22 protein-coding genes are annotated in these 21,068 nt (G+C 74.5%); 5 read left to right on the top strand and 17 right to left on the bottom strand.

Annotated features, from left to right (window positions below; translation table 11 throughout):
• Positions 1-59: 59 nt before the first annotated feature.
• From AC1VWI_RS26315 to AC1VWI_RS26305, 3 genes are all read left to right on the top strand, one after another.
• On the top strand, positions 60-1,115 hold the full coding sequence (locus AC1VWI_RS26315; RefSeq protein WP_499513465.1) for an aminotransferase class V-fold PLP-dependent enzyme: 1,056 nt from the start codon (positions 60-62) through the stop codon (positions 1,113-1,115).
• A 71-nt stretch (positions 1,116-1,186) separates the two neighbouring features.
• A complete protein-coding gene (locus AC1VWI_RS26310) occupies positions 1,187-1,846 on the top strand; it encodes an MOSC domain-containing protein (RefSeq protein WP_499513464.1) in 660 nt (219 codons plus the stop codon).
• Between the two features lie 10 nt (positions 1,847-1,856).
• The gene (locus AC1VWI_RS26305) at positions 1,857-2,642 is read left to right on the top strand and encodes an SDR family NAD(P)-dependent oxidoreductase (RefSeq protein WP_499513463.1); all 786 of its coding nucleotides are present in this window, start codon (positions 1,857-1,859) and stop codon (positions 2,640-2,642) included.
• Positions 2,643-2,734: 92 nt separating this feature from the next.
• On the opposite strand, the gene groL is transcribed toward AC1VWI_RS26305, so the two are convergent.
• The 4 genes from groL to AC1VWI_RS26285 all read right to left on the bottom strand — a co-directional run bounded on the left by groL (position 2,735) and on the right by AC1VWI_RS26285 (position 6,970).
• Positions 2,735-4,363: a chaperonin GroEL gene (gene groL, locus AC1VWI_RS26300; protein WP_499513462.1), complete on the bottom strand. Its 1,629-nt coding sequence runs from the start codon at positions 4,361-4,363 to the stop codon at positions 2,735-2,737.
• A gap of 125 nt (positions 4,364-4,488) precedes the next feature.
• Entirely contained in the window at positions 4,489-4,797 is a 309-nt protein-coding gene (gene groES, locus AC1VWI_RS26295) for a co-chaperone GroES (RefSeq protein WP_319158003.1), read from the bottom strand.
• Positions 4,798-5,054: 257 nt separating this feature from the next.
• Positions 5,055-5,609, bottom strand: coding sequence for an NUDIX domain-containing protein (locus AC1VWI_RS26290; protein ID WP_499513461.1), 555 nt, complete (start codon positions 5,607-5,609; stop codon positions 5,055-5,057).
• Positions 5,609-6,970: a hypothetical protein gene (locus AC1VWI_RS26285; protein WP_499513460.1), complete on the bottom strand. Its 1,362-nt coding sequence runs from the start codon at positions 6,968-6,970 to the stop codon at positions 5,609-5,611. Before AC1VWI_RS26285 ends, AC1VWI_RS26290 begins: the two co-directional genes overlap by 1 nt.
• A 59-nt stretch (positions 6,971-7,029) precedes the next feature.
• Between AC1VWI_RS26285 and AC1VWI_RS26280 the strand changes: the two genes are divergently transcribed.
• Positions 7,030-8,262, top strand: a complete 1,233-nt coding sequence (locus AC1VWI_RS26280; RefSeq protein WP_499513459.1) for a THUMP-like domain-containing protein — start codon at positions 7,030-7,032, stop codon at positions 8,260-8,262.
• A gap of 4 nt (positions 8,263-8,266) precedes the next feature.
• Here AC1VWI_RS26280 and AC1VWI_RS26275 read toward each other — a convergent pair whose 3' ends face one another.
• The 5 genes from AC1VWI_RS26275 to tsaB form a co-directional block, all read right to left on the bottom strand.
• A complete protein-coding gene (locus AC1VWI_RS26275; protein WP_499513458.1) occupies positions 8,267-8,920 on the bottom strand; it encodes an HAD family hydrolase in 654 nt (217 codons plus the stop codon).
• A gap of 140 nt (positions 8,921-9,060) precedes the next feature.
• The gene (locus AC1VWI_RS26270) at positions 9,061-9,321 is read right to left on the bottom strand and encodes a hypothetical protein (protein ID WP_499513457.1); all 261 of its coding nucleotides are present in this window, start codon (positions 9,319-9,321) and stop codon (positions 9,061-9,063) included.
• Positions 9,318-10,427, bottom strand: a complete 1,110-nt coding sequence (gene tsaD, locus AC1VWI_RS26265) for a tRNA (adenosine(37)-N6)-threonylcarbamoyltransferase complex transferase subunit TsaD (protein WP_499513456.1) — start codon at positions 10,425-10,427, stop codon at positions 9,318-9,320. Before tsaD ends, AC1VWI_RS26270 begins: the two co-directional genes overlap by 4 nt.
• A complete protein-coding gene (rimI, locus tag AC1VWI_RS26260) occupies positions 10,420-10,923 on the bottom strand; it encodes a ribosomal protein S18-alanine N-acetyltransferase (RefSeq protein ID WP_499516915.1) in 504 nt (167 codons plus the stop codon). The genes tsaD and rimI overlap by 8 nt, the downstream gene beginning before the upstream one ends.
• 8 nt (positions 10,924-10,931) lie before the next feature.
• Positions 10,932-11,585: a tRNA (adenosine(37)-N6)-threonylcarbamoyltransferase complex dimerization subunit type 1 TsaB gene (tsaB, locus tag AC1VWI_RS26255; RefSeq protein ID WP_499513455.1), complete on the bottom strand. Its 654-nt coding sequence runs from the start codon at positions 11,583-11,585 to the stop codon at positions 10,932-10,934.
• Between the two features lie 164 nt (positions 11,586-11,749).
• Here tsaB and AC1VWI_RS26250 point away from each other — a divergent pair, with 164 nt between their 5' ends.
• On the top strand, positions 11,750-12,292 hold the full coding sequence (locus tag AC1VWI_RS26250) for a hypothetical protein (RefSeq protein ID WP_499513454.1): 543 nt from the start codon (positions 11,750-11,752) through the stop codon (positions 12,290-12,292).
• 112 nt (positions 12,293-12,404) lie between these two features.
• Here the strand turns inward: AC1VWI_RS26250 and AC1VWI_RS26245 are convergent, their stop codons facing one another.
• The 8 genes from AC1VWI_RS26245 to glmS all read right to left on the bottom strand — a co-directional run bounded on the left by AC1VWI_RS26245 (position 12,405) and on the right by glmS (position 21,052).
• The gene (locus AC1VWI_RS26245; RefSeq protein WP_499513453.1) at positions 12,405-12,575 is read right to left on the bottom strand and encodes a hypothetical protein; all 171 of its coding nucleotides are present in this window, start codon (positions 12,573-12,575) and stop codon (positions 12,405-12,407) included.
• Positions 12,576-12,700: 125 nt separating this feature from the next.
• On the bottom strand, positions 12,701-13,225 hold the full coding sequence (tsaE, locus tag AC1VWI_RS26240; protein WP_499513452.1) for a tRNA (adenosine(37)-N6)-threonylcarbamoyltransferase complex ATPase subunit type 1 TsaE: 525 nt from the start codon (positions 13,223-13,225) through the stop codon (positions 12,701-12,703).
• A gap of 11 nt (positions 13,226-13,236) precedes the next feature.
• A complete protein-coding gene (locus AC1VWI_RS26235; RefSeq protein WP_499513451.1) occupies positions 13,237-14,520 on the bottom strand; it encodes an alpha/beta fold hydrolase in 1,284 nt (427 codons plus the stop codon).
• A 32-nt stretch (positions 14,521-14,552) separates the two neighbouring features.
• Positions 14,553-15,689, bottom strand: a complete 1,137-nt coding sequence (alr, locus tag AC1VWI_RS26230; RefSeq protein ID WP_499513450.1) for an alanine racemase — start codon at positions 15,687-15,689, stop codon at positions 14,553-14,555.
• 35 nt (positions 15,690-15,724) lie between these two features.
• Entirely contained in the window at positions 15,725-16,735 is a 1,011-nt protein-coding gene (locus AC1VWI_RS26225; protein WP_499513449.1) for a L,D-transpeptidase family protein, read from the bottom strand.
• 84 nt (positions 16,736-16,819) lie between these two features.
• Positions 16,820-18,292 carry an NAD(P)H-hydrate dehydratase gene (locus tag AC1VWI_RS26220; RefSeq protein ID WP_499513448.1) on the bottom strand — a complete coding sequence of 491 codons (1,473 nt, stop codon included), beginning with the start codon at positions 18,290-18,292 and terminating at the stop codon, positions 16,820-16,822.
• Positions 18,293-18,828: 536 nt separating this feature from the next.
• A complete protein-coding gene (locus AC1VWI_RS26215) occupies positions 18,829-19,197 on the bottom strand; it encodes a holo-ACP synthase (protein WP_499513447.1) in 369 nt (122 codons plus the stop codon).
• A 7-nt stretch (positions 19,198-19,204) separates the two neighbouring features.
• Positions 19,205-21,052: a glutamine--fructose-6-phosphate transaminase (isomerizing) gene (gene glmS / locus AC1VWI_RS26210; protein ID WP_499513446.1), complete on the bottom strand. Its 1,848-nt coding sequence runs from the start codon at positions 21,050-21,052 to the stop codon at positions 19,205-19,207.
• Positions 21,053-21,068 lie beyond the last annotated feature (16 nt).

The following is a 21,068-nucleotide window of genomic DNA, read 5'->3' as shown; positions in this document are numbered from 1 at the left end:
GATGGCGTTCAGTGATCGCCGATGGACTTTGGGCAGCCCGGGGCTCAGGCTGAGGAACCATGGACATCGCCGGGGAATTCGCGCTGGACGCCGGGATCACCTACCTCAACACCGCCTCCTCGGGCATCGGCCCGCTCCGCTCCGTCGAGGCGCTGCGCACCGCCGTGGCCGCCTGGTCCGACGGCACCGACAACTGGGTGCGCGACGAGCGCGTCCTGGGCGCCGCCCGCGCCGCCTACGCCCGCCTCACCGGGGTCGCCGCCGACCGCGTCGCGGTCGGCTCCTCCGTCACCACGCACGTCGGCATGATCGCCGCGGCCCTCCCCGCCGGGGCGGAAGTCGTGCTGGCCGACGGCGACTTCAGCTCGCTGGTCAACCCCTTCGCCTCCCGCGCCGACGTCGTGACGCGCACCGTGCCCCTGGAGGGGCTCGCCGACGCCGTACGTCCCACCACCGACCTCGTCGCGGTCAGCGCGGTGCAGTCCGCGGACGGCCGGGTCGCCGACCTCGCCGCGGTCCGCGAGGCCGCGTCGCGGCACGGGGCGCGCGTGCTCGTCGACGCCACCCAGGCGGTCGGCTGGCTCCCGCTGCGCGCGGACGGCCTCGACTACGTCGTGTGCGGCGGCTACAAGTGGCTGCTCGCCCCGCGCGGGGTGTCCTTCCTGACCGTGCGGGAGGGCGCCGAGGACGGGCTGTCGGCGCAGTTCGCCGGCTGGTACGCGGCCGAGGACCCCTGGGGCGACTGCTACGGGCCGGTCGCGCACCTCGCGCGTTCCGCCCGGCGGTTCGACGTGCTGCCGCCGCTGCTGCCGTACCTGGCCGGGGCGGCCTCGCTGGGGCTCGTCGAGGAGCTGGGCGTCGAGGCCATCGGCGCCCACGACGTCGCGCTGGCCGAGCGCTTCCGGGCGGGCCTGCTGCGGCTCGGCCACAAGCCGGTGCCCTCCGGCGCGCAGGACTCGGCGATCGTGGCCGTCCCGGGCCTGGGCGACGCGGCGGAGCGGCTGGCCGCCGCCGGCATCCGCGTCTCGGCCCGCGCGGGCAACCTGCGGGCGGCCTTCCACCTGTACAACACCGAGGCGGACGTCGACCGGCTGCTCCGGGTGCTCGCGGGCTAGTCCCCGGCGTCCGGCGCCGGTCGCCGGAAAAGACCTCGCCGGGTGCCGGGCGGGAGCCGTACGGTCGCGGGATGAAGCTGCTCTCGGTGAACGTGGGCCGGCCCCGTCCGAACCCGTGGAAGACCAGCGGGACGACCGGCATCGACAAGCTCCCGGTGCCGGGCCCGGTGGCGGTGACCGCGCCGGGCCCCAAGGGCACCGGCGCGGTCGGCCTCGCCGGCGACCGGGTGTACGACGTGGCGCACCACGGCGGTGCCGACCAGGCGGTCTACGCCTACGCGCGCGAGGACCTCGACACCTGGGAACGCGAACTCGACCTGCCGCTGCGCAACGGCATGTTCGGGGAGAACCTGACCACCTCGGGGCTGGACGTCAACCAGGCCCTGATCGGGGAACGCTGGCGGATCGGCGGGCCGGGCGGCGCCGTCCTGGAGGTGTCCTGCCCCCGGATCCCCTGCGCCACGTTCCAGGGCTGGCTGGAACAGGGCGGCTGGATCAAGACGTTCACCCGCGCCGCGCTGCCCGGTGCCTACCTGCGGGTCGCCGAACCCGGGGAGGTCCGGGCGGACGACCGGATCGAGGTCGTCCACCGCCCGGACCACGAGGTCACCGTCGCGCTGACCTTCCGCGCGGTCACCCTGGAGCCCGCGCTGCTCCCCCGGTTGCTGGCGGCGGACGCGCTGCCGCAGGACGTGCGCGCCGCGGCCCGCGGACGTACGGGGGCTCACTAGCCTGCGGGGCATGACGACTTCACTGATCACGGGAGCCACCGCGGGGATCGGCGCGGCGTTCGCGCGCCGGCTGGCGGGGGACGGTCACGCCCTCGTCCTGGTCGCCCGCGACGAGCAGCGGCTGGAGGAGTGCGCGCAGGACCTGCGGCGCGCGTACGGGGTGACCGTCGAGGTGCTGCCCGCCGACCTGTCGGCGGACAAGGGCATCGAGACGGTCGAGGCACGGCTGCGCGACCGCGGACGCCCGGTCGACGTGCTGGTCAACAACGCGGGCTTCGGCAACCGGGGCGGCTTCGGCGACGTGCCGATGACCGACGAGCTGACCATGCTCAAGGTGCACTGCGAGGCGGTGCTGCGGCTGACCGGCGCCGCGGCCGGCGCCATGCGGGAGCGCGGGCGCGGCTTCGTGATCAACGTGGCCTCGGTGGCGGCCTTCGTGCCGCGCGGCACGTACGGGGCCAGCAAGGCGTGGGTCGTCAGCTTCACCCAGGGCGTGGCCCGCGACCTGGCGGGCACCGGGGTGCGGCTGCTGGCGCTGTGCCCGGGCTTCGTCCGCACCGAGTTCCACCAGCGGGCCGGGATGGACACCGGCGGCATCCCCTCCTGGGCGTGGCTGGACGCCGACAAGGTGGTCGCCGCGGCCCTGCGCGACCTGGCCCGCGGCCGCTCCCTCAGCGTGCCCGACCCCCGCTACAAGGTCGCGGTGGCGGCGGCCAGGCTGGCGCCGGTCGGGGCGCTCGGCCGCGTCTCGTCGAAGGCGGGGAGGCGCTTCGGTCCGGCCTACCCCCGCGACTGAGACCGGCCGTCGAGGCAGCGCGGGCCGTCCCCGGCCGGGACAGCCCGAAGGCCCCCGTTCCCGGCCGGGAACGGGGGCCTTCGCGGTCCAGCTCAGTGGGAGTGGCCGTGACCGTGGCCGTGACCGGCCTCGGCGGGCTCCTCCTCCTTCTTCTCCACCACGAGGGTCTCGGTGGTGAGGAGCAGGGACGCGATGGAGGCGGCGTTCTCCAGGGCGGAGCGGGTGACCTTGACCGGGTCGATGACGCCGGACTTCACCAGGTCGCCGTACTCGCCGGTCGCGGCGTTGAAGCCGTGGCCCTTCTCCAGCTCGGAGACCTTGGAGGTGATGACGTAGCCCTCCAGGCCGGCGTTCTCGGCGATCCAGCGCAGCGGCTCGACCGCGGCGCGGCGGACGACCGCCACACCGGTGGCCTCGTCGCCGGTCTTGCCGAGGTTGTCGTCCAGCACCTTGACCGCGTGGACGAGCGCGGAGCCACCACCGGAGACGATGCCCTCCTCGACCGCGGCGCGGGTCGCGGAGATGGCGTCCTCCAGACGGTGCTTCTTCTCCTTGAGCTCGACCTCGGTGGCCGCGCCGACGCGGATGACGCACACGCCGCCGGCCAGCTTGGCGAGGCGCTCCTGGAGCTTCTCGCGGTCCCAGTCGGAGTCGGTCGAGGCGATCTCGGCCTTGATCTGGTTGATCCGGCCGGTGATCTCCGAGGACTCGCCGGCGCCGTCGACGACGGTGGTGTCGTCCTTGGTGACGGTCACGCGGCGGGCGGTGCCGAGCACGTCCAGGCCGACCTGGTCGAGCTTGAGGCCGACCTCCTCGGCGACGACGGTGCCGCCGGTGAGGGTGGCGATGTCGCCGAGCATGGCCTTGCGGCGGTCACCGAAGCCGGGGGCCTTGACCGCGACCGCGTTGAAGGTGCCGCGGATCTTGTTGACCACCAGGGTCGACAGGGCCTCGCCCTCGACGTCCTCGGCGATGATCAGCAGCGGCTTGGAGGCACCGGCCTGCAGGATCTTCTCCAGCAGCGGGAGCAGGTCCTGGATGGAGGAGATCTTGCCCTGGGTGATGAGGATGTACGGGTCCTCCAGGACGGCCTCCTGGCGCTCCTGGTCCGTCACGAAGTACGGCGACAGGTAGCCCTTGTCGAAGGCCATGCCCTCGGTGAAGTCCAGCTCCAGGCCGAAGGTGTTGGACTCCTCGACGGTGATGACACCGTCCTTGCCGACCTTGTCGATCGCCTCGGCGATCAGCTCGCCGACCTGCTTGTCCTGGGCGGACAGCGCGGCGACGGCGGCGACGTCGTCCTTGCCCTCGATGGGGCGGGCGGTCGCGAGCAGCTCGTCCGAGACGGCCTTGACGGCGGCGTCGATGCCCTTCTTCAGGGCGGCCGGGGAGGCGCCGGCGGCGACGTTGCGCAGACCCTCGCGGACCAGCGCCTGGGCGAGCACGGTGGCGGTGGTGGTGCCGTCACCCGCGATGTCGTTGGTCTTGGTCGCCACCTCCTTCACCAGCTGCGCGCCGAGGTTCTCGTACGGGTCGTCGATCTCGACCTCACGCGCGATGGTCACACCGTCGTTGGTGATGGTCGGGGCGCCGAACTTCTTGTCGATGACGACGTTGCGGCCCTTGGGGCCGATCGTCACCTTCACGGTGTCGGCGAGCTTGTTGACGCCACGCTCGAGGGCGCGACGGGCGTCCTCGTCGAACTTCAGGATCTTGGCCATACCGGCGGAATTCCTCGTCTTTGGGTTCTCGTCAAAGACCGCGCCCCGGGTCCCCGGTCCGTGCGAGGACTCGGTGTGCCCGGGGCGTGGTCACGGCATTTCTCGGTTACGAGCGGCGCCGGTATTTACTTCTCGACGATCGCGAGGACGTCGCGAGCCGAGAGGACGAGGTACTCCTCGCCGCTGTACTTGACCTCGGTGCCGCCGTACTTGCTGTACAGCACGATGTCGCCGACCTTGACGTCGAGCGGGATGCGGTTGCCGTCCTCGAAGCGACCCGGGCCGACGGCCAGGACGACGCCCTCCTGGGGCTTCTCCTTGGCGGTGTCCGGGATGACCAGGCCGGAGGCGGTGGTCTGCTCGGCATCCAGCGGCTGGACCACGATGCGGTCCTCGAGCGGCTTGATGGCAACCTTGGTGCTGGTGGTCGTCACGATCCGACCTCCCCCTTCAAAGGGCTCACGGGAGTGTCTGTCTGGGGTGGCGACCTGGTAGGCCCGTCGTCGCGGGTGCCGGACCTGCCCGTCGCGTTTGTGCTGGCACTCGGCATGGCTGAGTGCCAGGTCCGAGATTAGGACGCGCTTAGCACTCGGTCAAGCGGAGTGCCAACGCCGCGCCGCACGATCCGCGCTCACCCGGGGGTGACGGGGTGCCCGGACGCGCGGTTCCGGGCCCGGCGCGCCCGTGCCGCTCACCGGCGGACGGCGCTCCACGCGCCGAACGCGGCAAGGGTGAACCCGTCGCGCAGCTCGCCCGAGCGGACCGCCCCGGCGATGGCGTCCGGGCCCCACCAGCGCGCCTCGGCGACCTCGCCGTCCCCGGCGGCACCGGGCCGGGCCACGGCGTCCCCGGCGACGGCCACCTCGACGACGGCCACCTGGCTCTCCAGCAGCCCGGAGTCGACGTCCAGGACCGCCACCACCGTCGCCGCCGAGCCCACCAGCCCGGTCTCCTCGGCGAGTTCACGCAGCGCGTCGGCGGCGGGGTCGGCCTCGCCGAAGCCGCGCGGCAGCTCCCAGGCCCAGCGTCCCACCGTGGGCCGCCACTGACGGACCATCAGCACGTCCTCACCCCGCCGGGCGAGGACCACGACACCTGTGCGACCGCCGCCGACCCGGACCCGGTGCAGCTCGACCTCCGCCCCGGACGGCAGCCGGTAGGTGTCGAGGTGGACCTCGCACCACCGCCCGCCCTCGGCGTCGCCGTACGCCTTGCGGCTCCCGGTACGGGCCGCCTCGCCGTCCATCAGACCGCCCCCCGCGGCGTCGCCGGGAACTCCATCACGTCGTACCGGCCCCGGTAGTCCCGCAGGCGCGGCAGCCCCGCGGTCACGGCGGCGACGAGCACGGGCGTCAGGGCCCCGGCCGCGCCGGCCGCGAACGAACCGAGCGCCCCCTGGCCGAGCACCCCCGCGGCGACGCTCAGCCCGCCCGCCGCCAGGGACTCGGTGCCGAGGCCGCGGACCGCCCGCGCGACGCGCCGCACGCGGGTCACCGGCACCTCGTCCCCGCGGCCTTCCGGAGGCTCCTTGGTCCGTCCGCCGAGCAGGTCGCCGACCTCCTGGAGCGCGGCGAGGTCCTGCCGCCCCCACCACGCCCCGAGGGCGTCCTCGGCGTCGTCGGTGAAGCGCTGCCACTGCGCCGCGGTCAGCAGCCCGAGCCGCAACTCGAAGCGGGTCGGCCAGGCCACCACCCGGGTCCGCTCCCCCAGCGCCTCGGCATCCGCCCGCGGTACGCCGTGCCGGGTGGCGCTCACCCCGAGCGCGCACCCCTCACCGGCGGCGATCGCCCGGTAGTACGTCTCGTCGAAGGCGTCGCGCAGCGTCCGTCCGTCGGCCCGCACCTGCGGGTCCGGGTCGTGCAGCAAGGCGTCCAGCCGCTCGTGCACGCGGCTGCGGTGGGGCATGCCGTCCACGTCGAACTCCCCGCCGGTCCACGCGGCGAGCACGGCCCGTCCCGCGTCACCGGCGAGCACCCCGGGCGGGGGCGGGGGCTGCACGGCGTACGCGGCCCGGTAGTCGGCCGGCCGCAGCGGGCTGACCTCCAGCTGGCCGCGTCCGGCCGCCTGCAGCCACTCGTCCCAGCGGGTGACCATGCGCCGCCGCAAGGGGGTGCCGAGGACCCCGGTCGCCGCGAGCAGCCGGTCCGCCGTGGCGGCCGGACCCTCCGCCGCGAGCCTCGCGGCGGCGGCGGCCGGGTCGGCGCGGGCGGCGAGCTCGTGCTGCAGGCGCAGGCAGCGCTCGTCGGGGAGCGGCAGCGAGGAGAAGAGGAAGCCGCGGGAGAGGAGTGCGACGAGCTGTCCCGCCAGGTCGGCGTCGCGGGCGTTGACCCGGATCGGCATCATCGCCCCGCCGCCGACGGCGCGCAGCGCGAGCTCGTCGAGGAGTTCGGCGGGCCGCAGCACGGCGAAGGCGGCGCCGTCGAGCAGCTGGGAGTAGGCCAGGAAGAGGCCGCCGCCCTGGAGGACCTCCCAGCGCAGCCGCCCGAGCAGTTCCGCCCGGGTCCGCGCGTCCACACGCTCCACCGGGGCGGCACGGCCTGATGCTCCGGCGCTCAGCGTGGCCCGCTGCCGTAAGGAGTCCCATTCCGTGCTGAGCACGGCCGTCATCCGTCCCCCCTCGTCCACACGTACCGGGCCAGTCCAGCACGCACCGGTGCCGCGGGACAATGGACGGCGTGGATCTTGACGCGTTCTCGGCTCTCCTGACCGACGAGGGGCAGTCGCTGCTGACCTCCCTGCGGGACTACGACCCCGCCGCCGAACTGGCGACCGCGACACGGCTGCGGCGGGAGCACGACGCCGCCCTGGTGGCGGCGGCGCTGACGCAGGCCCGGCTGCGGCAGCGGGCGGCGGCGAAGTTCGGGGAGGACGCCTACCGGATGTACTTCACGCCCGACGGGGTCGAGCAGTCGACGCGCGCCTCCGTCGCCCGGCACCGGGCGGAGCGGTTCGCCGCGCTCGGGGTGCGGCGGCTGGCGGACCTGTGCTGCGGGATCGGCGGGGACGCCGTCCCGCTGGCCCGCGCCGGAGTGGAGGTGCTGGCGGTCGACCGCTCCCCGCTGACCTGCGCGGTGGTGCGGGCGAACGCCGAGGCGCTGGGGCTGGCCGATCTGATCGAGGTGCGCTGCGCCGATGTGACGGAGATCGCCACGGACGGCTTCGACGCGGTGTTCGCCGATCCGGCCCGGCGCGGCGGACAATCAAGAGGTGCAGCGCGCAGCGCTTCGCAAGAAGGTCGGTGGCGGGCGACGGGCGGGCGGATCTTCGACCCCGAGGCGTACTCCCCGCCGCTGTCGTGGGCGGTGGCGACGGCGCGGAAGGCGCCGCTGGCCGCCGTGAAGGTGGCGCCGGGGATCCCCCACGAGGCCGTGCCGGAGGACGCCGAGGCGGAATGGGTCTCCGACCACGGCGACGTGAAGGAGGCCGTGCTGTGGTTCGGCACCGCGCCGGGCACCCGCCGCGCGACCCTCCTGCCGTCGGGCGCCACGCTGCCCGCCGCCGGGCTGCCCGACCCCCAGGTGCGCCCCGTGGGGCGCTGGCTGTACGAGCCGGACGGCGCGGTCATCCGGGCCCACATGGTGGCCGACGTGGCGGCGCAGGTCGGCGGCGGGCTGATCGACGGGACCATCGCGTACGTCACCTCGGACGAGCCGCACACGACGCCGTACGCGACCGCCTACGAGATCACCGACGTGCTGCCCTTCAACCTCAAGCGGCTCAAGGCCCTGCTGCGCGAACGCGAGGTCGGCGTGCTGACCGTCAAGAAGCGCGGCTCGCCCGTCGAGCCGGAGGAGGTGCGCCGCCGCGTCAAGCCGCAGGGCCCCCACGCGGCCACGGTCTTCCTCACCCGTGTCGCGGGCGCCCCGAGCATGCTGCTGGGCGGCCCGGTCCGCGGCTGAGGCGCTACGTCCGGCGCAGCAGGCGCCGCGCGGCGCCCGGCACGTCGGTGAGGGCAGCGGCGAGGACGGTGGGGTCGCAGCTGCCCAGCGCGGGGCCGGTGTACCCCCAGACCGCGCCGATCGACGGGATCCCGGCGGCCGCCGCGGCGGCGACGTCGGAGGGGCTGTCGCCCACGAAGCAGGCGCGGCCGGGCGGCACCCCGAGACGGTCGAGCGCGAGCAGGATCCCCTCCCCGGAGGGCTTGGGCGCCGCGTCGCCCCATCCGACCACCACGCCGAAGTGCGCGGACAGCTCCGCGGGGACGAGCCGCGTCACCCGGCTCGCGGGCTGCATGGTCACCACCCCGATCGCCGTGCCGGAGGCCGCGAGGTCGCGCAGCACGCCGACGGCGCCCGGGAACGGCGACGCACCCCACGTGGCGAGGGTGAGCGCGTCCTCCCAGGAGGCTCCGAACACGGTCTCCTCGTCGGTCACGCCGAGACGCGCCAGGAGTTCGTGATGGGGAAGGTGGTCGAGCCCGGCCGGCAGACGGCTCTCGTCGACGGGCTCGCCCAGGGCGGCACGGGCGACGTCGAGGATCGCCCGTCGCATCGCCCGCCGGCTGTCGAGGAGGACGCCGTCGAGATCGAAGAGGACGGCACAGCCGGAGTCGGTCACGCGTACTTCGCCACCTGCGAGAACGCCTCCCGGACACCGGTCGTCCGGCAGGACGCCTGCTCGGGGGGCGGCGCCGAGCAGAAGCCCGGTTGCGATCGACGCCGGACCCATCATACGACCGGCCCTCCCGCGCCCCGGGGCTAGGCCGTGACCCCCACCGACTCGAAGCGCCAGCGGTGGACGGCCCGCCGGGCCAGGCCGTCGCCGGGCTCGGGCAGCTCGGGCAGCTCCGCGTCGTACGGGGCGTCCCACCAGGTGATGACCAGGACCCGGTCCTGAGGGGCGGAGAAGGTCTCGCGGCGCAGCGGGGCCGGGGACAGCGTCCGTTCGCGGGCCCACGCCAGCAGCTCGGGCCCGCGCCCCTCGACGGCGCGGGCCTCCCACATCAGGGCGACGGTCACGAGTAGAGGTTGTCCTTGCTGAGCTCGTGGAGATGGTCGTGATCGTGGTCGTGGTCGTGCGTGTGGCCGGGCACGGACACGTCCGTCACCTGCAGCGAGGAGTCCGCGGGCAGGTCCCACGTGGAGGACGGCCGGCCGCGGGCCACCATCTCCGCGCCGAGGGCCGCGACCATGGCGCCGTTGTCGGTGCACAGCTTGGGGCGCGGCACGCGCAGGACGATGCCCGCGTCCTCGCAGCGCTCCTGCGCCAGCGAGCGCAGCCGGCTGTTGGCCGCGACACCGCCGCCGATCATCAGGTGGTCGACGCCGTTGTCCCTGCAGGCCCGGATCGCCTTGCGGGTGAGGACGTCGACGACGGCCTCCTGGAAGGACGCGGACACGTCCGCGACCGGCACCTCCACGCCCTCCCGGCGCTTGGACTCGATCCACCGGGCCACGGCCGTCTTCAGGCCGGAGAAGGAGAAGTCGTAGAGCGGGTCGCGGGAGCCGGTCAGGCCGCGGGGGAAGCGGATCGCGTCCGGGTCGCCCTCGCGGGCCGCGCGGTCGATGGCCGGGCCGCCGGGGAAGCCGAGGCCCAGCACGCGGGCGACCTTGTCGAAGGCCTCGCCCGCCGCGTCGTCGATGGTGGAGCCCAGCGGGCGCACGTCGCCGGTGATGTCGGGGGCCAGCAGCAGCGACGAGTGGCCGCCGGACACCAGCAGCGCCATCGTCGGCTCGGGCAGCGGCCCGTGCTCCAACTGGTCCACGCAGATGTGGGAGGCCAGGTGGTTGACCCCGTACAGCGGCTTGCCGAGCGCGTAGGCGTACGCCTTGGCCGCGGACACGCCGACCAGCAACGCGCCCGCGAGCCCGGGGCCGGCGGTGACGGCGATCCCGTCGAGGTCGGAGGCGGCGACGCCGGCCTCCTTCAGCGCGCGCTGGATCGTGGGGACCATCGCCTCCAGGTGCGCGCGGCTGGCGACCTCGGGGACGACGCCGCCGAAACGGGCGTGCTCGTCCACGCTGGACGCGATCGCGTCGGCCAGCAGGGTGTGCCCGCGTACGATGCCGACACCGGTCTCGTCGCAGGACGTCTCGATGCCGAGGACAAGGGGCTCGTCAGCCATGGGTGGTCTCTGTTCCTTGTAGTCCCGGTACGTCAGGGGATGCCGGCAGCTCGCCGAGCCTCATCACGAGCGCGTCGACGTTGCCCGGCTGGTAGTAGCCGCGGCGGAAGCCGATCGGCTCGAAGCCGAAGCGCGCGTACAGCCGCTGGGCGCGGACGTTGTCGACCCGCACCTCCAGCAGCACCTCGTGGCACTCGAAGGCGGTGGCCCGGCGCAGCAGTTCCCCGAGCAGCAGCGCGCCGAGGCCGGTGCCCCACTGCTCGGGGGCGACGCCGATGGTCTGCACGTCCCCGGTGCCGCCGACGGCGGCCAGGCCCCCGTAGCCGATGATCCGCCCGGCCTCGTCCTCGGCCACGACGTAGTGCCGGGTCGCCGACGGGTGCCGCGCGTCGGCCAGTTCGGACCAGAACATGCCGCGCGACCACGCGTCGTCCGGGAAGAGCCGGTGCTCGAGCTCCATCACCGGGTCCAGGTCCCACCAGCGCATCTCGCGCATCAGGGCGGTCACTTCGGCAGGACCGCCTTGTAGCCGGCCGGCACCTGGGCGTCCGGGCGGCGCAGGTAGAGCGGCAGCGCGGGGAGGAAGTCCTCGCCGTCCGCCAGCTTCACGGCGGCGAGCGCGGCCAGCGCGGCGGCGGACTGGTCGGCGGGCGGGCGGACGTCGGTGAAGGCCTCGGGGTACAGGGCGGCGCCCGCGCCGACCGCGGGCACCCCGGCGACCTCGCCGGCGATGTCGCCGGGCCGGTCCACGGCCGGGTCGGTCACCCGGGCCCGCGGGCCCTCGTACCGGGCCCAGTAGACCTCCTTGCGGCGGGCGTCCGTCGCCACGACGAACGGCCCCTCGATCCCGGCGGCGTAGGCCAGCCCGTCGAGGGTGCAGATCCCGTGGACGGGGACGCCGAGCACGTCGGAGAAGGAGACCGCGGTCACCAGACCGACGCGCAGCCCCGTGTACGGGCCGGGGCCGACCCCGACCACGATCCCGGTCACGTCGCCCAGTCCGGTCCCCGCCTCCCGCAGCACACGGTCCACGGCGGGCATCAGCAGCTCCCCGTGCCGTCTCGCGTCGATCTCCGTCGACTCGGCGAGCACGCGCCGGCCGTCGTGCAGGGCGACCGTCACGGCGGGGGTTGCGGTATCGAAGGCAAGCAGCAGCACGCGTTCAGCCTACGGCGTTCACCGGGGTGGCCCTGCCAGGACGGGGGCACCACCGCGGCCCGGGACGGCGCTCCCGTCGCCGTGCGGCACGGCTGCTAACGTCAACCCAGCGTGACGCCCACCTCCGGAGGAAAGCCGTGGCAAGGATCGGTTCAGGGACGATCGTGACCGGACTGACCGCAGCCGCACTGGCCGCCGTCGGCGTGCTCGCCGTCCAGGCCTCCAGCTCCGCCAGTGAGATGGCCAAGGGCGTCCGTCCCACGGACACCGGCGGCCGCGACACCTCCCTGGCGGCCTCCGCCTCGCCCTCGCCGAAGCGGACGGACGAGCTCCCCGCGGCCTCCGGCAGCGGCAGCAGGGTCGTGTACTCGCTGCGCGCGGACCGCGTGTGGCTGGTCGGCGACGACGGGAAGGTGCGCTCCACGTACAAGGTCGTCCCCGGCACCGTGGACCCCGCCCCCGGCAGCTACTCCGTGACCTCCCGCAGCGCCACCAGCGTCGGCGGCGACGGCGTGGCCGTCGAGAACGTGGTGCGGTTCACGACCGTCGACAGCGTGGTGATCGGCTTCAGCGCGGCGAAGGACGGCTCCCTGCCCGACGCCCCGCCCCCGGGTCAGCAGACCGGCGGCATCCGCGAGAAGCGGAAGGACGGGGCGGCGCTGTGGAAGTTCGCGACCGTGAACACCAAGATCGTCGTCGTGCGCTGATTTCCCCCGGACGAGTGAACGCCCACCGGGTCCACCCGGCGGGCGGCGGGCACCTCGTGTCCCGCGGCCCGTCCGGACCGGTCCGGACGGCCTCCGCCTGGGCGGCGTCCGTCTAGGCCGCGTCCGCCTCGGGGCGCCGCGTGGGTTCGTCCTGCGCCGTGTCCGGTTCCGGCTCCTCGGGCTCCCCCGGCGGGGTGCACACCGCGTTCGCCGCCGCGGCCGCCGCCAGCAGCGCCTGCATCGAGTAACCCTGCTCCGGCTCCGGGGCCGTGTGGGCCGACATGGATGCCTCCTGGGTCCGACGGGGGTCGGGTTAGGCAGCCCTAACCAACTCCTGGACTCCAGCAGAACACGGCGGACGTGCCGTACGCAACATCTTCCCGACACCTTGTCGGAACGGTTACGCGCTCAGACGCCGAGCCCCGCCAGGTCCTCACCGGCCCAGCGCCCGCCGACCCCGGTGACGACGACCTCGCGCACGTCGTGGTCCTCCTGCCCGTTCGCGGCGACCTCGCCCACCGCGCGGTGGATCACCAGCTGCAGCCGGTCGTCGGAGAGCTCCTCGACCTTGCCCTCGCCCCACTCGACCACGACCACCGACTCCGGCAGCGAGACGTCGAGGTCCAGGTCCTCCATCTCGTCGAGGCCGCCGGTCAGCCGGTACGCGTCCACGTGCACCAGGGCGGGGCCGCCGCCCAGCGAGGGGTGCACCCGCGCGATCACGAAGGTCGGCGACGTCACCGCGCCCCGGACGCCCAGGCCCTCGCCCAGGCCACGGGTCAGCGTGGTCTTACCCGCTCCCAGGTCACCGCTGAGGACGACGAGGTCGCCGGCGCGCAGCAGCGGCGCGAGACGGCGCCCCAGCTCGCGCATCTGGTCGGGGGTCTTGACGGTGACCCGGATCGCTTCCATGCCGATGGCTTCCATGCCCATGTGCCCGAATGCTACGCGCCGCCGGAGACCACGCGGTCCGCCCTGCCCGGCCCGGCGGGCGGCGGCACCGCCAGTTCGCGCAGCGCCTGCGGGACCGCTGCGCGCGAGGCGTCGGCCGCCTCGGCGAGCAGCGCCGCCAGGTGCGTGTTGACCAGCTCGGGGTGTTCCAGCATCACCAGGTGCCCGGCCCCGGGCACCACCACCAGCTCGGTGTCCGGCAGGCGCTCGGCGATGGACCGGCTGTGCTCACTGGGCGTCAGCAGGTCCTTGTCCCCGGCCAGTACGAGCCCGGGCAGGCCGTCCAGCACGTCCAGGGCCTCGCTCTTCTCGTGCTCGGTGAAGGCCGGGTAGAACTCGGCGACGACGTCGATCGGGGTCGACTCGATCATCCGCTCGGCGAAGCGCGCGACGCCCGGGTCCACCTCGGAGCCGAAGGAGTAGCGCTTGATGATCCCGGCGAAGAGGTCGGCCGTCGCCCTGCGCCCCCGTTCCACCAGGTCGACCTGGGTGCCCAGGATCCGCAGCACCCCCGGCGCCAGCGCCCGCAGCGCCCGCGCGCCGGCCGCCGGCAGGCCCAGCGTCACGCTGGCCAGCCTGCCGGAGGACGTGCCGACGAAGGCGAAGCCGGCCACGCGCTCGGCCACCACCTCGGGGAACTGGTCGGCGAACGCCATGACCGTCATGCCCCCCATGGAGTGCCCGACGAGCACCAACGGGCCCTCCGGCGCTGCGGCGTCGATCACCGCCTTCAGGTCGCGGCCGAGCTGGTCGATCGTGGCGGGCTCGCCGTCCGCCTGGTCCTTGCCCCGGCCGGAGCGGCCGTGGCTGCGCTGGTCCCAGTAGACGGCGCGTATCGCCCCGCGCAGCGCGGCGCGCTGGAAGTGCCAGGAGTCCTGGTTGAGGCAGTACCCGTGGCAGAAGACCACGGTCAGCGGCGGCGCCTGGCCGCCGCGGCGGAAGAACTGCCAGCGTCGCGTCGGCGCGGCCGCGTCGATCGCCGCCGGGTCCGCCTCCTCGACCTCGTAGTAGATCTCGGTGCCGTCCTCCGCGGCGACCCGGCCCGGCATCCCGCGCAGCGAGCCGTAGGGCCCTGCCAGGTCGAGGGCGAGCCGGGCGCGTTTGCGCATGCTCCGGCCCACCGTGGCCCGCTCCAGCGCCACGCCCGCGGCGGCACCCGCCGCGACGACGCCCACCGCCGCGCCGACGATCCCGGCGCGCTGCCAGCGACCCGAAGCGGCGGCCGCTTCGGCCACCGCCTCGATCGCCGTCCCCGTTGCCCTACCGCTCTCGGTCATGGTCGTATCGCTGCTTCCCCTTGGCTACGCGTTTACGTACCCACGTAGACGCGCGGCACCCGGGTCCCGATCCGAGTGACGATCTCGTATGCGATGGTGCCCGCCGCCCGTGCCCAGTCCTCGGCGGTCGGCTCACCGCGGTCACCAGGGCCGAACAGTACTGCCTCGTCACCCGCGTCGGCGCCGTCGCCCCCGAGGTCGACCACGAACTGGTCCATCGCCACCCGCCCGGCGACCGTCCGCCACTTGCCCGCCACCAGCACCGGGCCGGTGCCCGAGGCGTGCCGCGGGACGCCGTCGGCGTACCCGACGGGCACCAGGGCGAGGGTCGTCTCGCCGGGCGTCGTGTAGTGGTGCCCGTAGGAGACCCCGTGGCCGCCGGGGACGCGCTTGGCCGAGGCCAGTCGCGCCGACAACGTCATCACCGGGCGCAACCCGAAGTCGGCCGGGCCGCCCACCTGCGGGACCGGCGAGATCCCGTACATCGCCACCCCGGTCCTGACCAGGTCGAAGTGCGCCTCGGGCAGGGTCAGCGTGGCCGGGGAGTTCGCCATGTGCCGGACCTCGGGGCGCAACCCGGCGCGCTCCGCGGTCTCCAGAGCGCTGTGGAAGACGGCGAGCTGCGCCGCGATGGAGGGGTGGCCGGGCTCGTCGGCGCACGCGAAGTGCGACCACAGCCCGGTGACCTTGACCAGGCCCTCGGTCTCGGCTGCGCGGGCGGCGGCGACGAGGTCGGGCCACTCCGCGGGCTGGGCGCCGTTGCGGCCCAGGCCCGTGTCGGCCTTCAGCTGGACGCGCGCGGTCCGGCCCGCGGCCGCGGCGGCCTCCGCGACCTCGCGCAGCGCCCACAGCGCGCTGACCGTCACGTCGACGTCCGCCTCCACGGCGGCCCGCCAGGGCCCTCCCGGCGTCCACAGCCAGCACAGCACGGGGGCCGTGATCCCGGCCGCGCGCAGGGCCAGCGCCTCGTCGGGCGTCGCCGTGCCGAGCCAGCCCGCGCCCGCCTCCAGGGCGGCCCGGGCGCACGGCACCATCCCGTGGCCGTAGGCGTCCGCCTTGACCACGGCCATCAGCCCGGAGCGGGGCGCGCGGGCGCGCAGCGCCGCGACGTTGGACCGCAGGGCGGCGAGGTCGATCGTGGCCTGGGCGCGCAGATTCGTCTCATCCATCGCGCCCAGTGTCTCAGGCCGGCCCTGTGCCGCCGTCACGTGGCGGGTTTCCTGCCCCACACGTACACCGCTTCCTGGATCTTCAGGAGGTTCCACAGCAGGCGCGCGTTGCGGTTGGACAGGTTGATGCAGCCGTGCGATCCGGGCGCCTTGTAGACGCTCCCGGGAGTGGCGTGCATCGCCTGGCCGCCGCTGAAGAACTGGCTGTAGGGCATCGGGGCGTCGTAGATGTCGGAGACGTGGTCCTTGTGGCGCCAGTAGACGGAGAAGCGGCCGGTACGGGTGAGGTAACCGCTGCGGCCGCTGCGGATGGCGACGGGGCCGAAGACGACCTTGGTGCTGCCGCTCTGCACCCACAGCAGCTGGCGGTTGAGGTCGATGCAGACGATGCGCTTGCCCCGGGCCGGCGCCGGGCACCGGCGGGAGGCGTTGGGGCCCTTCCTGGCGGCCTCGTCGAGACGGAGGTAGCCCCAGGTGGTGGGGCCCGCGAAGCCGGTGGCGGGCACGATGCCCTTGGCCTTCTGGTAGCGGCGGATCTGCGAGCAGTCGGCCTCGGACTGCCTGCCGTTCACGCGCAGCCGCAGCCGCTTCTCGACCTCGCGCTGGTAGGGGCCGGTGAAGGACGTGCAGTACTCGGCGGGCTCCGGGTTAGACCCGTCCTCCTCGTCCTCCTCGTAGTACGGGTCCCCGTCCTCCTCCTCCTCGGCGGCCCGCTCCTGCTGGAACGTACGGGCCCGCTCGACGTCCTTGGCCGGTACGAACTCCACCAGCTGCGGATCCACCCAGTCCTCGCCCTCGTCCTCGGAGGGCACGGCGCTGCGCGTGGGCCCGGTCGGCGCCAAGCCGATCGTGCGGGGCAGCGCGCCCTGGTCGGGGGTGTCGACCTGCCGGGAGGCGGCCGGGCCGAAGGGGACCCCGGGGACGAGCCGGTCCACCGGCACCGGCCAGTCGTCGTCCGCGGCGGCCGTCGTGTGCGCACCGAGCGCGGCAAGGGCGACCACTGCCGCGGTGAGCAGCCGGACCCTGCTTCTGGCATACGTTCCCATGAACACACAAATTGACGTGCGGCCGCCCGGCGGAACGCCACGTCGGCGGACTCCACCCGTTTCGCCCAGTCGATTGACGGCGGGTCAGGACCTGATGTCGCGCCAGGCGTCGGGAAGGGCGGCGGCCACGTCGTGCGCGGCGATCGGCGCGCCCACCGGGCCCGCGGCGACCCGCGCCGACAGACCGTGCAAGTAGGCGCCGACGGAAGCCGCGTCGCGCGGGACGAGCCCCGCGGCCAGCAGGGACCCGGTGATACCGGAGAGCACGTCACCGCTGCCGGCCGTGGCCAGCCAGGACGTCCCCGTGGGATTGACCCGGACCGGCACCCCCGGCTCCGGGGACGCGACGAGCGTCGTGGAGCCCTTCAGCAGCGCCGTCGCGCCGAACGCGTCGGCCAGCCTCCGTACGTGGTCCAGCCGCGCCGCCTCCACCTCCTCGCGGGCCACGCCGAGCAGCGCCGCCGCCTCCCCCGCGTGCGGGGTCAGCACGGTGCCCGCGGCGCGGGAGCGCACCACGGCCCGGTCCAGCAGCCGCAGGCCGTCCGCGTCGACGAGCACGGGCACGTCCGAGGCGAGCACGTCGTCCACCGAGCGCCGCGCCTCCGGCCCGTCGCCCAGCCCCGGGCCCACCACCCAGGCCTGCACCCGGCCCGCCTTGTGCGGCGGCCCCGCGGACACCAGCGTCTCCGGGAAGCGGGCCAGCACGGCCCGCGCCCCCGGGCCCACGTACCGCACGGCCCCCGCGCCCGCCCGCAACGCGCCCGCCACCGCGAGCACGGCGGCCCCGGGGTAGCGCTCCGAGCCCGCGACGACGCCGATCACGCCACGCCGGTACTTGTCGCTCTCGGCGTCCGGGCCCGGCAGGAGGGCGGCGACGTCGGCGTGCTGCAGCGCCTCCAGGTCGGGCGGGGTGCCGTCCAGGAAGGGGCCGAGGCCGATGTCGACCAGGCGCAGGGCGCCGGCGTGCTCGGCGGCCGGGTCCACGAGCAGGCCCGGCTTGTACGTCCCGAACGTCACCGTCATGTCGGCCCGCACCGCGGCGCCCCGTACCTCGCCGCTGTCCGCGTCCACCCCGCTGGGGAGGTCCACGGCGACCACGACCGCCCGCGAGGCGTGCGCGGCCTCCGCCAGCGGCACCGCCTCGGGGCGCAGCCCGCCCTTGCCCCCGATGCCCACGATGCCGTCCAGCACGAGGTCGGCACGGTGGATCAGGGCCACCGCGTCCACGTCCTCCGGGGCGGCGGCACGGCCGCCCGCGGCACGCAGGGCCGCCAGGCCACCGCGGTGCGCCTTCTGCGGCGCCACCAGGACGGCGGTCACCCCCGCCCCGCGCCGTGCCAGGCGCGCCCCCGCGTACAGCGCGTCGCCGCCGTTGTCCCCGCTCCCGGCCAGCACGACGACGCGGGCCGCGTAGACCCCGCCCCCGGTGCCGAGCGCGTTCGCGCACGCGGCCGCCAGCCCGGCCGCCGCCCGCTGCATCAGGGCCCCCTCCGGAACCCGCGCCATGAGCGCCCGCTCCGCCGCCCGTACGGTCTCCACGCTGTACGCCACCCGCATGCGGCCATGTTCCCACCGCGGGGCCGTGGTTGCGCGCCGTCCGTGTGCGCGGGTTGTTCGCGCCTGCGGCCGGCATCCCCCACCGCCCGCCCTCCCCCAGCCTTCGGCCGGGGGGACCCCATCCGGCGCGGTCAGTGACCGCCTCGCTGCGTACGTGTGGGGTCGGTGCCGCGCCGGGGCACGCCCCCAGCCTTCGGCCGGGGGGACCCCCATGGGGCACCCCGCCACACCCCCTCCTGCCGGTTGGGACGACTAACGGCCGGTGGGGGTTCGAGAGCGGTCCGGGGTTGCCGCAGGTGCCTTTCCGAACCCCCACCGGCCGTCATGCGCCCACGCAGCGGGAGGGGGTGTGGCGGGGTGCGCCCGGAAGCGACGAGCGGCGAACCCGGGCGCCGAACGACGTGGACGTAAACCGCGAGCGCTGTGGGGTCCCCCCGGCCGAAGGCTGGGGGAGGGAGGGCGGGGAAACCCCCAACCGCAACCACAACCGCGCCGCACACGACAACCGGGCCCCACAGAACGTCGCCCGGACCGGGTCAGCCCTCGGCGACGACCACCGCGGACGCGACCCCCGCGTCGTGGCTGAGCGAGATGTGGAACGTCCGCACCCCCAACTGCTCGGCCCGCGCCGCCACCGTCCCCCGGACGATGAGCCGCGGCTGCCCCGAATCCTCCGTGACGACCTCCGCGTCCGACCAGTGCAGCCCCCCGGGCGCCCCCAGCGCCTTCGCGACCGCCTCCTTCGCGGCGAACCGCGCCGCGAGGGAGGCGCCGCCCCGGCGGGCCCCACTGGGGAGGTGGAGCTCGCCGGGGAGGAAGAGCCGTTCGGCCAGGCCGGGCGTGCGCTCCAGGGACTGCTCGAAGCGGTCGATCTCGGCGACGTCGATGCCCACCCCGATGATCACGGCGTGCTCACTCGACCGTGACGGACTTCGCGAGGTTCCGCGGCTGGTCGACCTCGTTGCCGCGGGCCGTGGCCAGTTCGCACGCGAAGACCTGCAGCGGCACGGTCGCGACCAGCGGCTGCAGCAGCGTCGGGGTCTGCGGCACCCGCACCAGGTGGTCGGCGTAGGGGACGACGGACTCGTCGCCCTCCTCCGCGATGACGATGGTGCGTGCGCCGCGGGCCCGGATCTCCTGGATGTTGGAGACGATCTTGTCGTGCAGCACCGAGCGCCCGCGCGGCGACGGCACGACCACGACGACGGGGAGGTCCTCCTCGATCAGCGCGATGGGGCCGTGCTTGAGCTCGCCGGCGGCGAAGCCCTCGGCGTGCATGTAGGCGAGTTCCTTGAGCTTGAGCGCGCCCTCCAGGGCGACGGGGTAGCCCACGTGGCGGCCGAGGAAGAGGACGGTGTTCTTGTCCTTGAGGGACCGGGCCAGTTCGCGGACCGGCTCCATGGTCTCCAGGACCTGCTCGACCTGACGGGAGATCTGGGAGAGCTCGCGGATGACGGCGAGGATCTCGTCGCCCCACTTCGTGCCGCGCACCTGGCCCAGGTAGAGGGCGACGAGGTAGCAGGCGACGACTTGGGTGAGGAACGCCTTCGTGGAGGCGACGGCGACCTCGGGGCCGGCGTGGGTGTAGAGCACCGCGTCGGACTCGCGCGGGATGGTGGAGCCGTTGGTGTTGCAGATGGCCAGCACCTTGGAGCCCTGTTCGCGGGCGTGCCGCAGGGCCATGAGGGTGTCCATGGTCTCGCCGGACTGGCTGATGGCGACCACCAGGCTGCGCGGGGCCAGGATCGGGTCGCGGTAGCGGAACTCGCTGGCGAGCTCCACCTCGCAGGGGATGCGGGTCCAGTGCTCGATCGCGTACTTGGCGATCATTCCGGCGTGGAAGGCGGTGCCGCAGGCGACGATGACGATCTTGTCGACCTCGCGCAGCACGGAGGCGGGGATCCGTACCTCGTCGAGCGTCAGCAGGCCGCTCGCGTCGATCCGGCCCAGCAGCGTGTCGGCGACGGCCTTGGGCTGCTCGGCGATCTCCTTGAGCATGAAGTAGTCGTAGCCGCCCTTCTCGGCGGCGGAGGCGTCCCAGTCGATGTGGTACGGCCGGACGTCGGCGGGCTTGCCCTCGAAGTCGGTGACGGTGACGCCCTCGCGGCGCAGCTCCACGACCTGGTCCTGGCCGAGTTCGATGGCCTCGCGGGTGTACGCGATGAAGGCCGCGACGTCGGAGGCGAGGAAGTTCTCGCCGTCGCCGACGCCCACGACGAGCGGGGAGTTGCGGCGGGCGCCGACCACGACGTCCGGCTCGTCGGCGTGGACGGCCACCAGGGTGAAGGCGCCGTCGAGGCGGCCGCAGACCTGGCGCATGGCCTCGGCGAGGTCCCCGGTGGAGGAGTAGGCCTCGGCGAGGAGGTGGGAGACGACCTCGGTGTCGGTCTCGGAGAGCAGGTCGTGGCCGCGCTCGGCGAGTTCGGCGCGCAGGGCGGCGAAGTTCTCGATGATGCCGTTGTGGACGACGGCGACCCGGCCCGCGTTGTCCAGGTGCGGGTGCGCGTTGGCGTCCGTGGGGCCGCCGTGGGTGGCCCAGCGGGTGTGCCCGATCCCGGCGGGGCCGCTCGGCAGCGGACGCTCGTCCAGCAGCTTCTCGAGGTTGGCGAGCTTCCCGGCCTTCTTGGCCGCGGCGAGCCCGCCGTCGGCGAGGACGGCGACGCCCGCCGAGTCGTACCCCCGGTACTCCAGGCGCTTCAGACCCGCGATGACGACGTCGAGGGCGGACTGGCCGCCCACGTATCCAACGATTCCGCACATGGGAAGAACTCTAGGC

It is taken from the genome of Streptomyces sp. TOM-9, assembly GCF_056858595.1.
The sequence above is the reverse complement of the archived record's forward strand: the minus strand, read 5'-3'. Positions and strand labels throughout refer to the sequence as shown.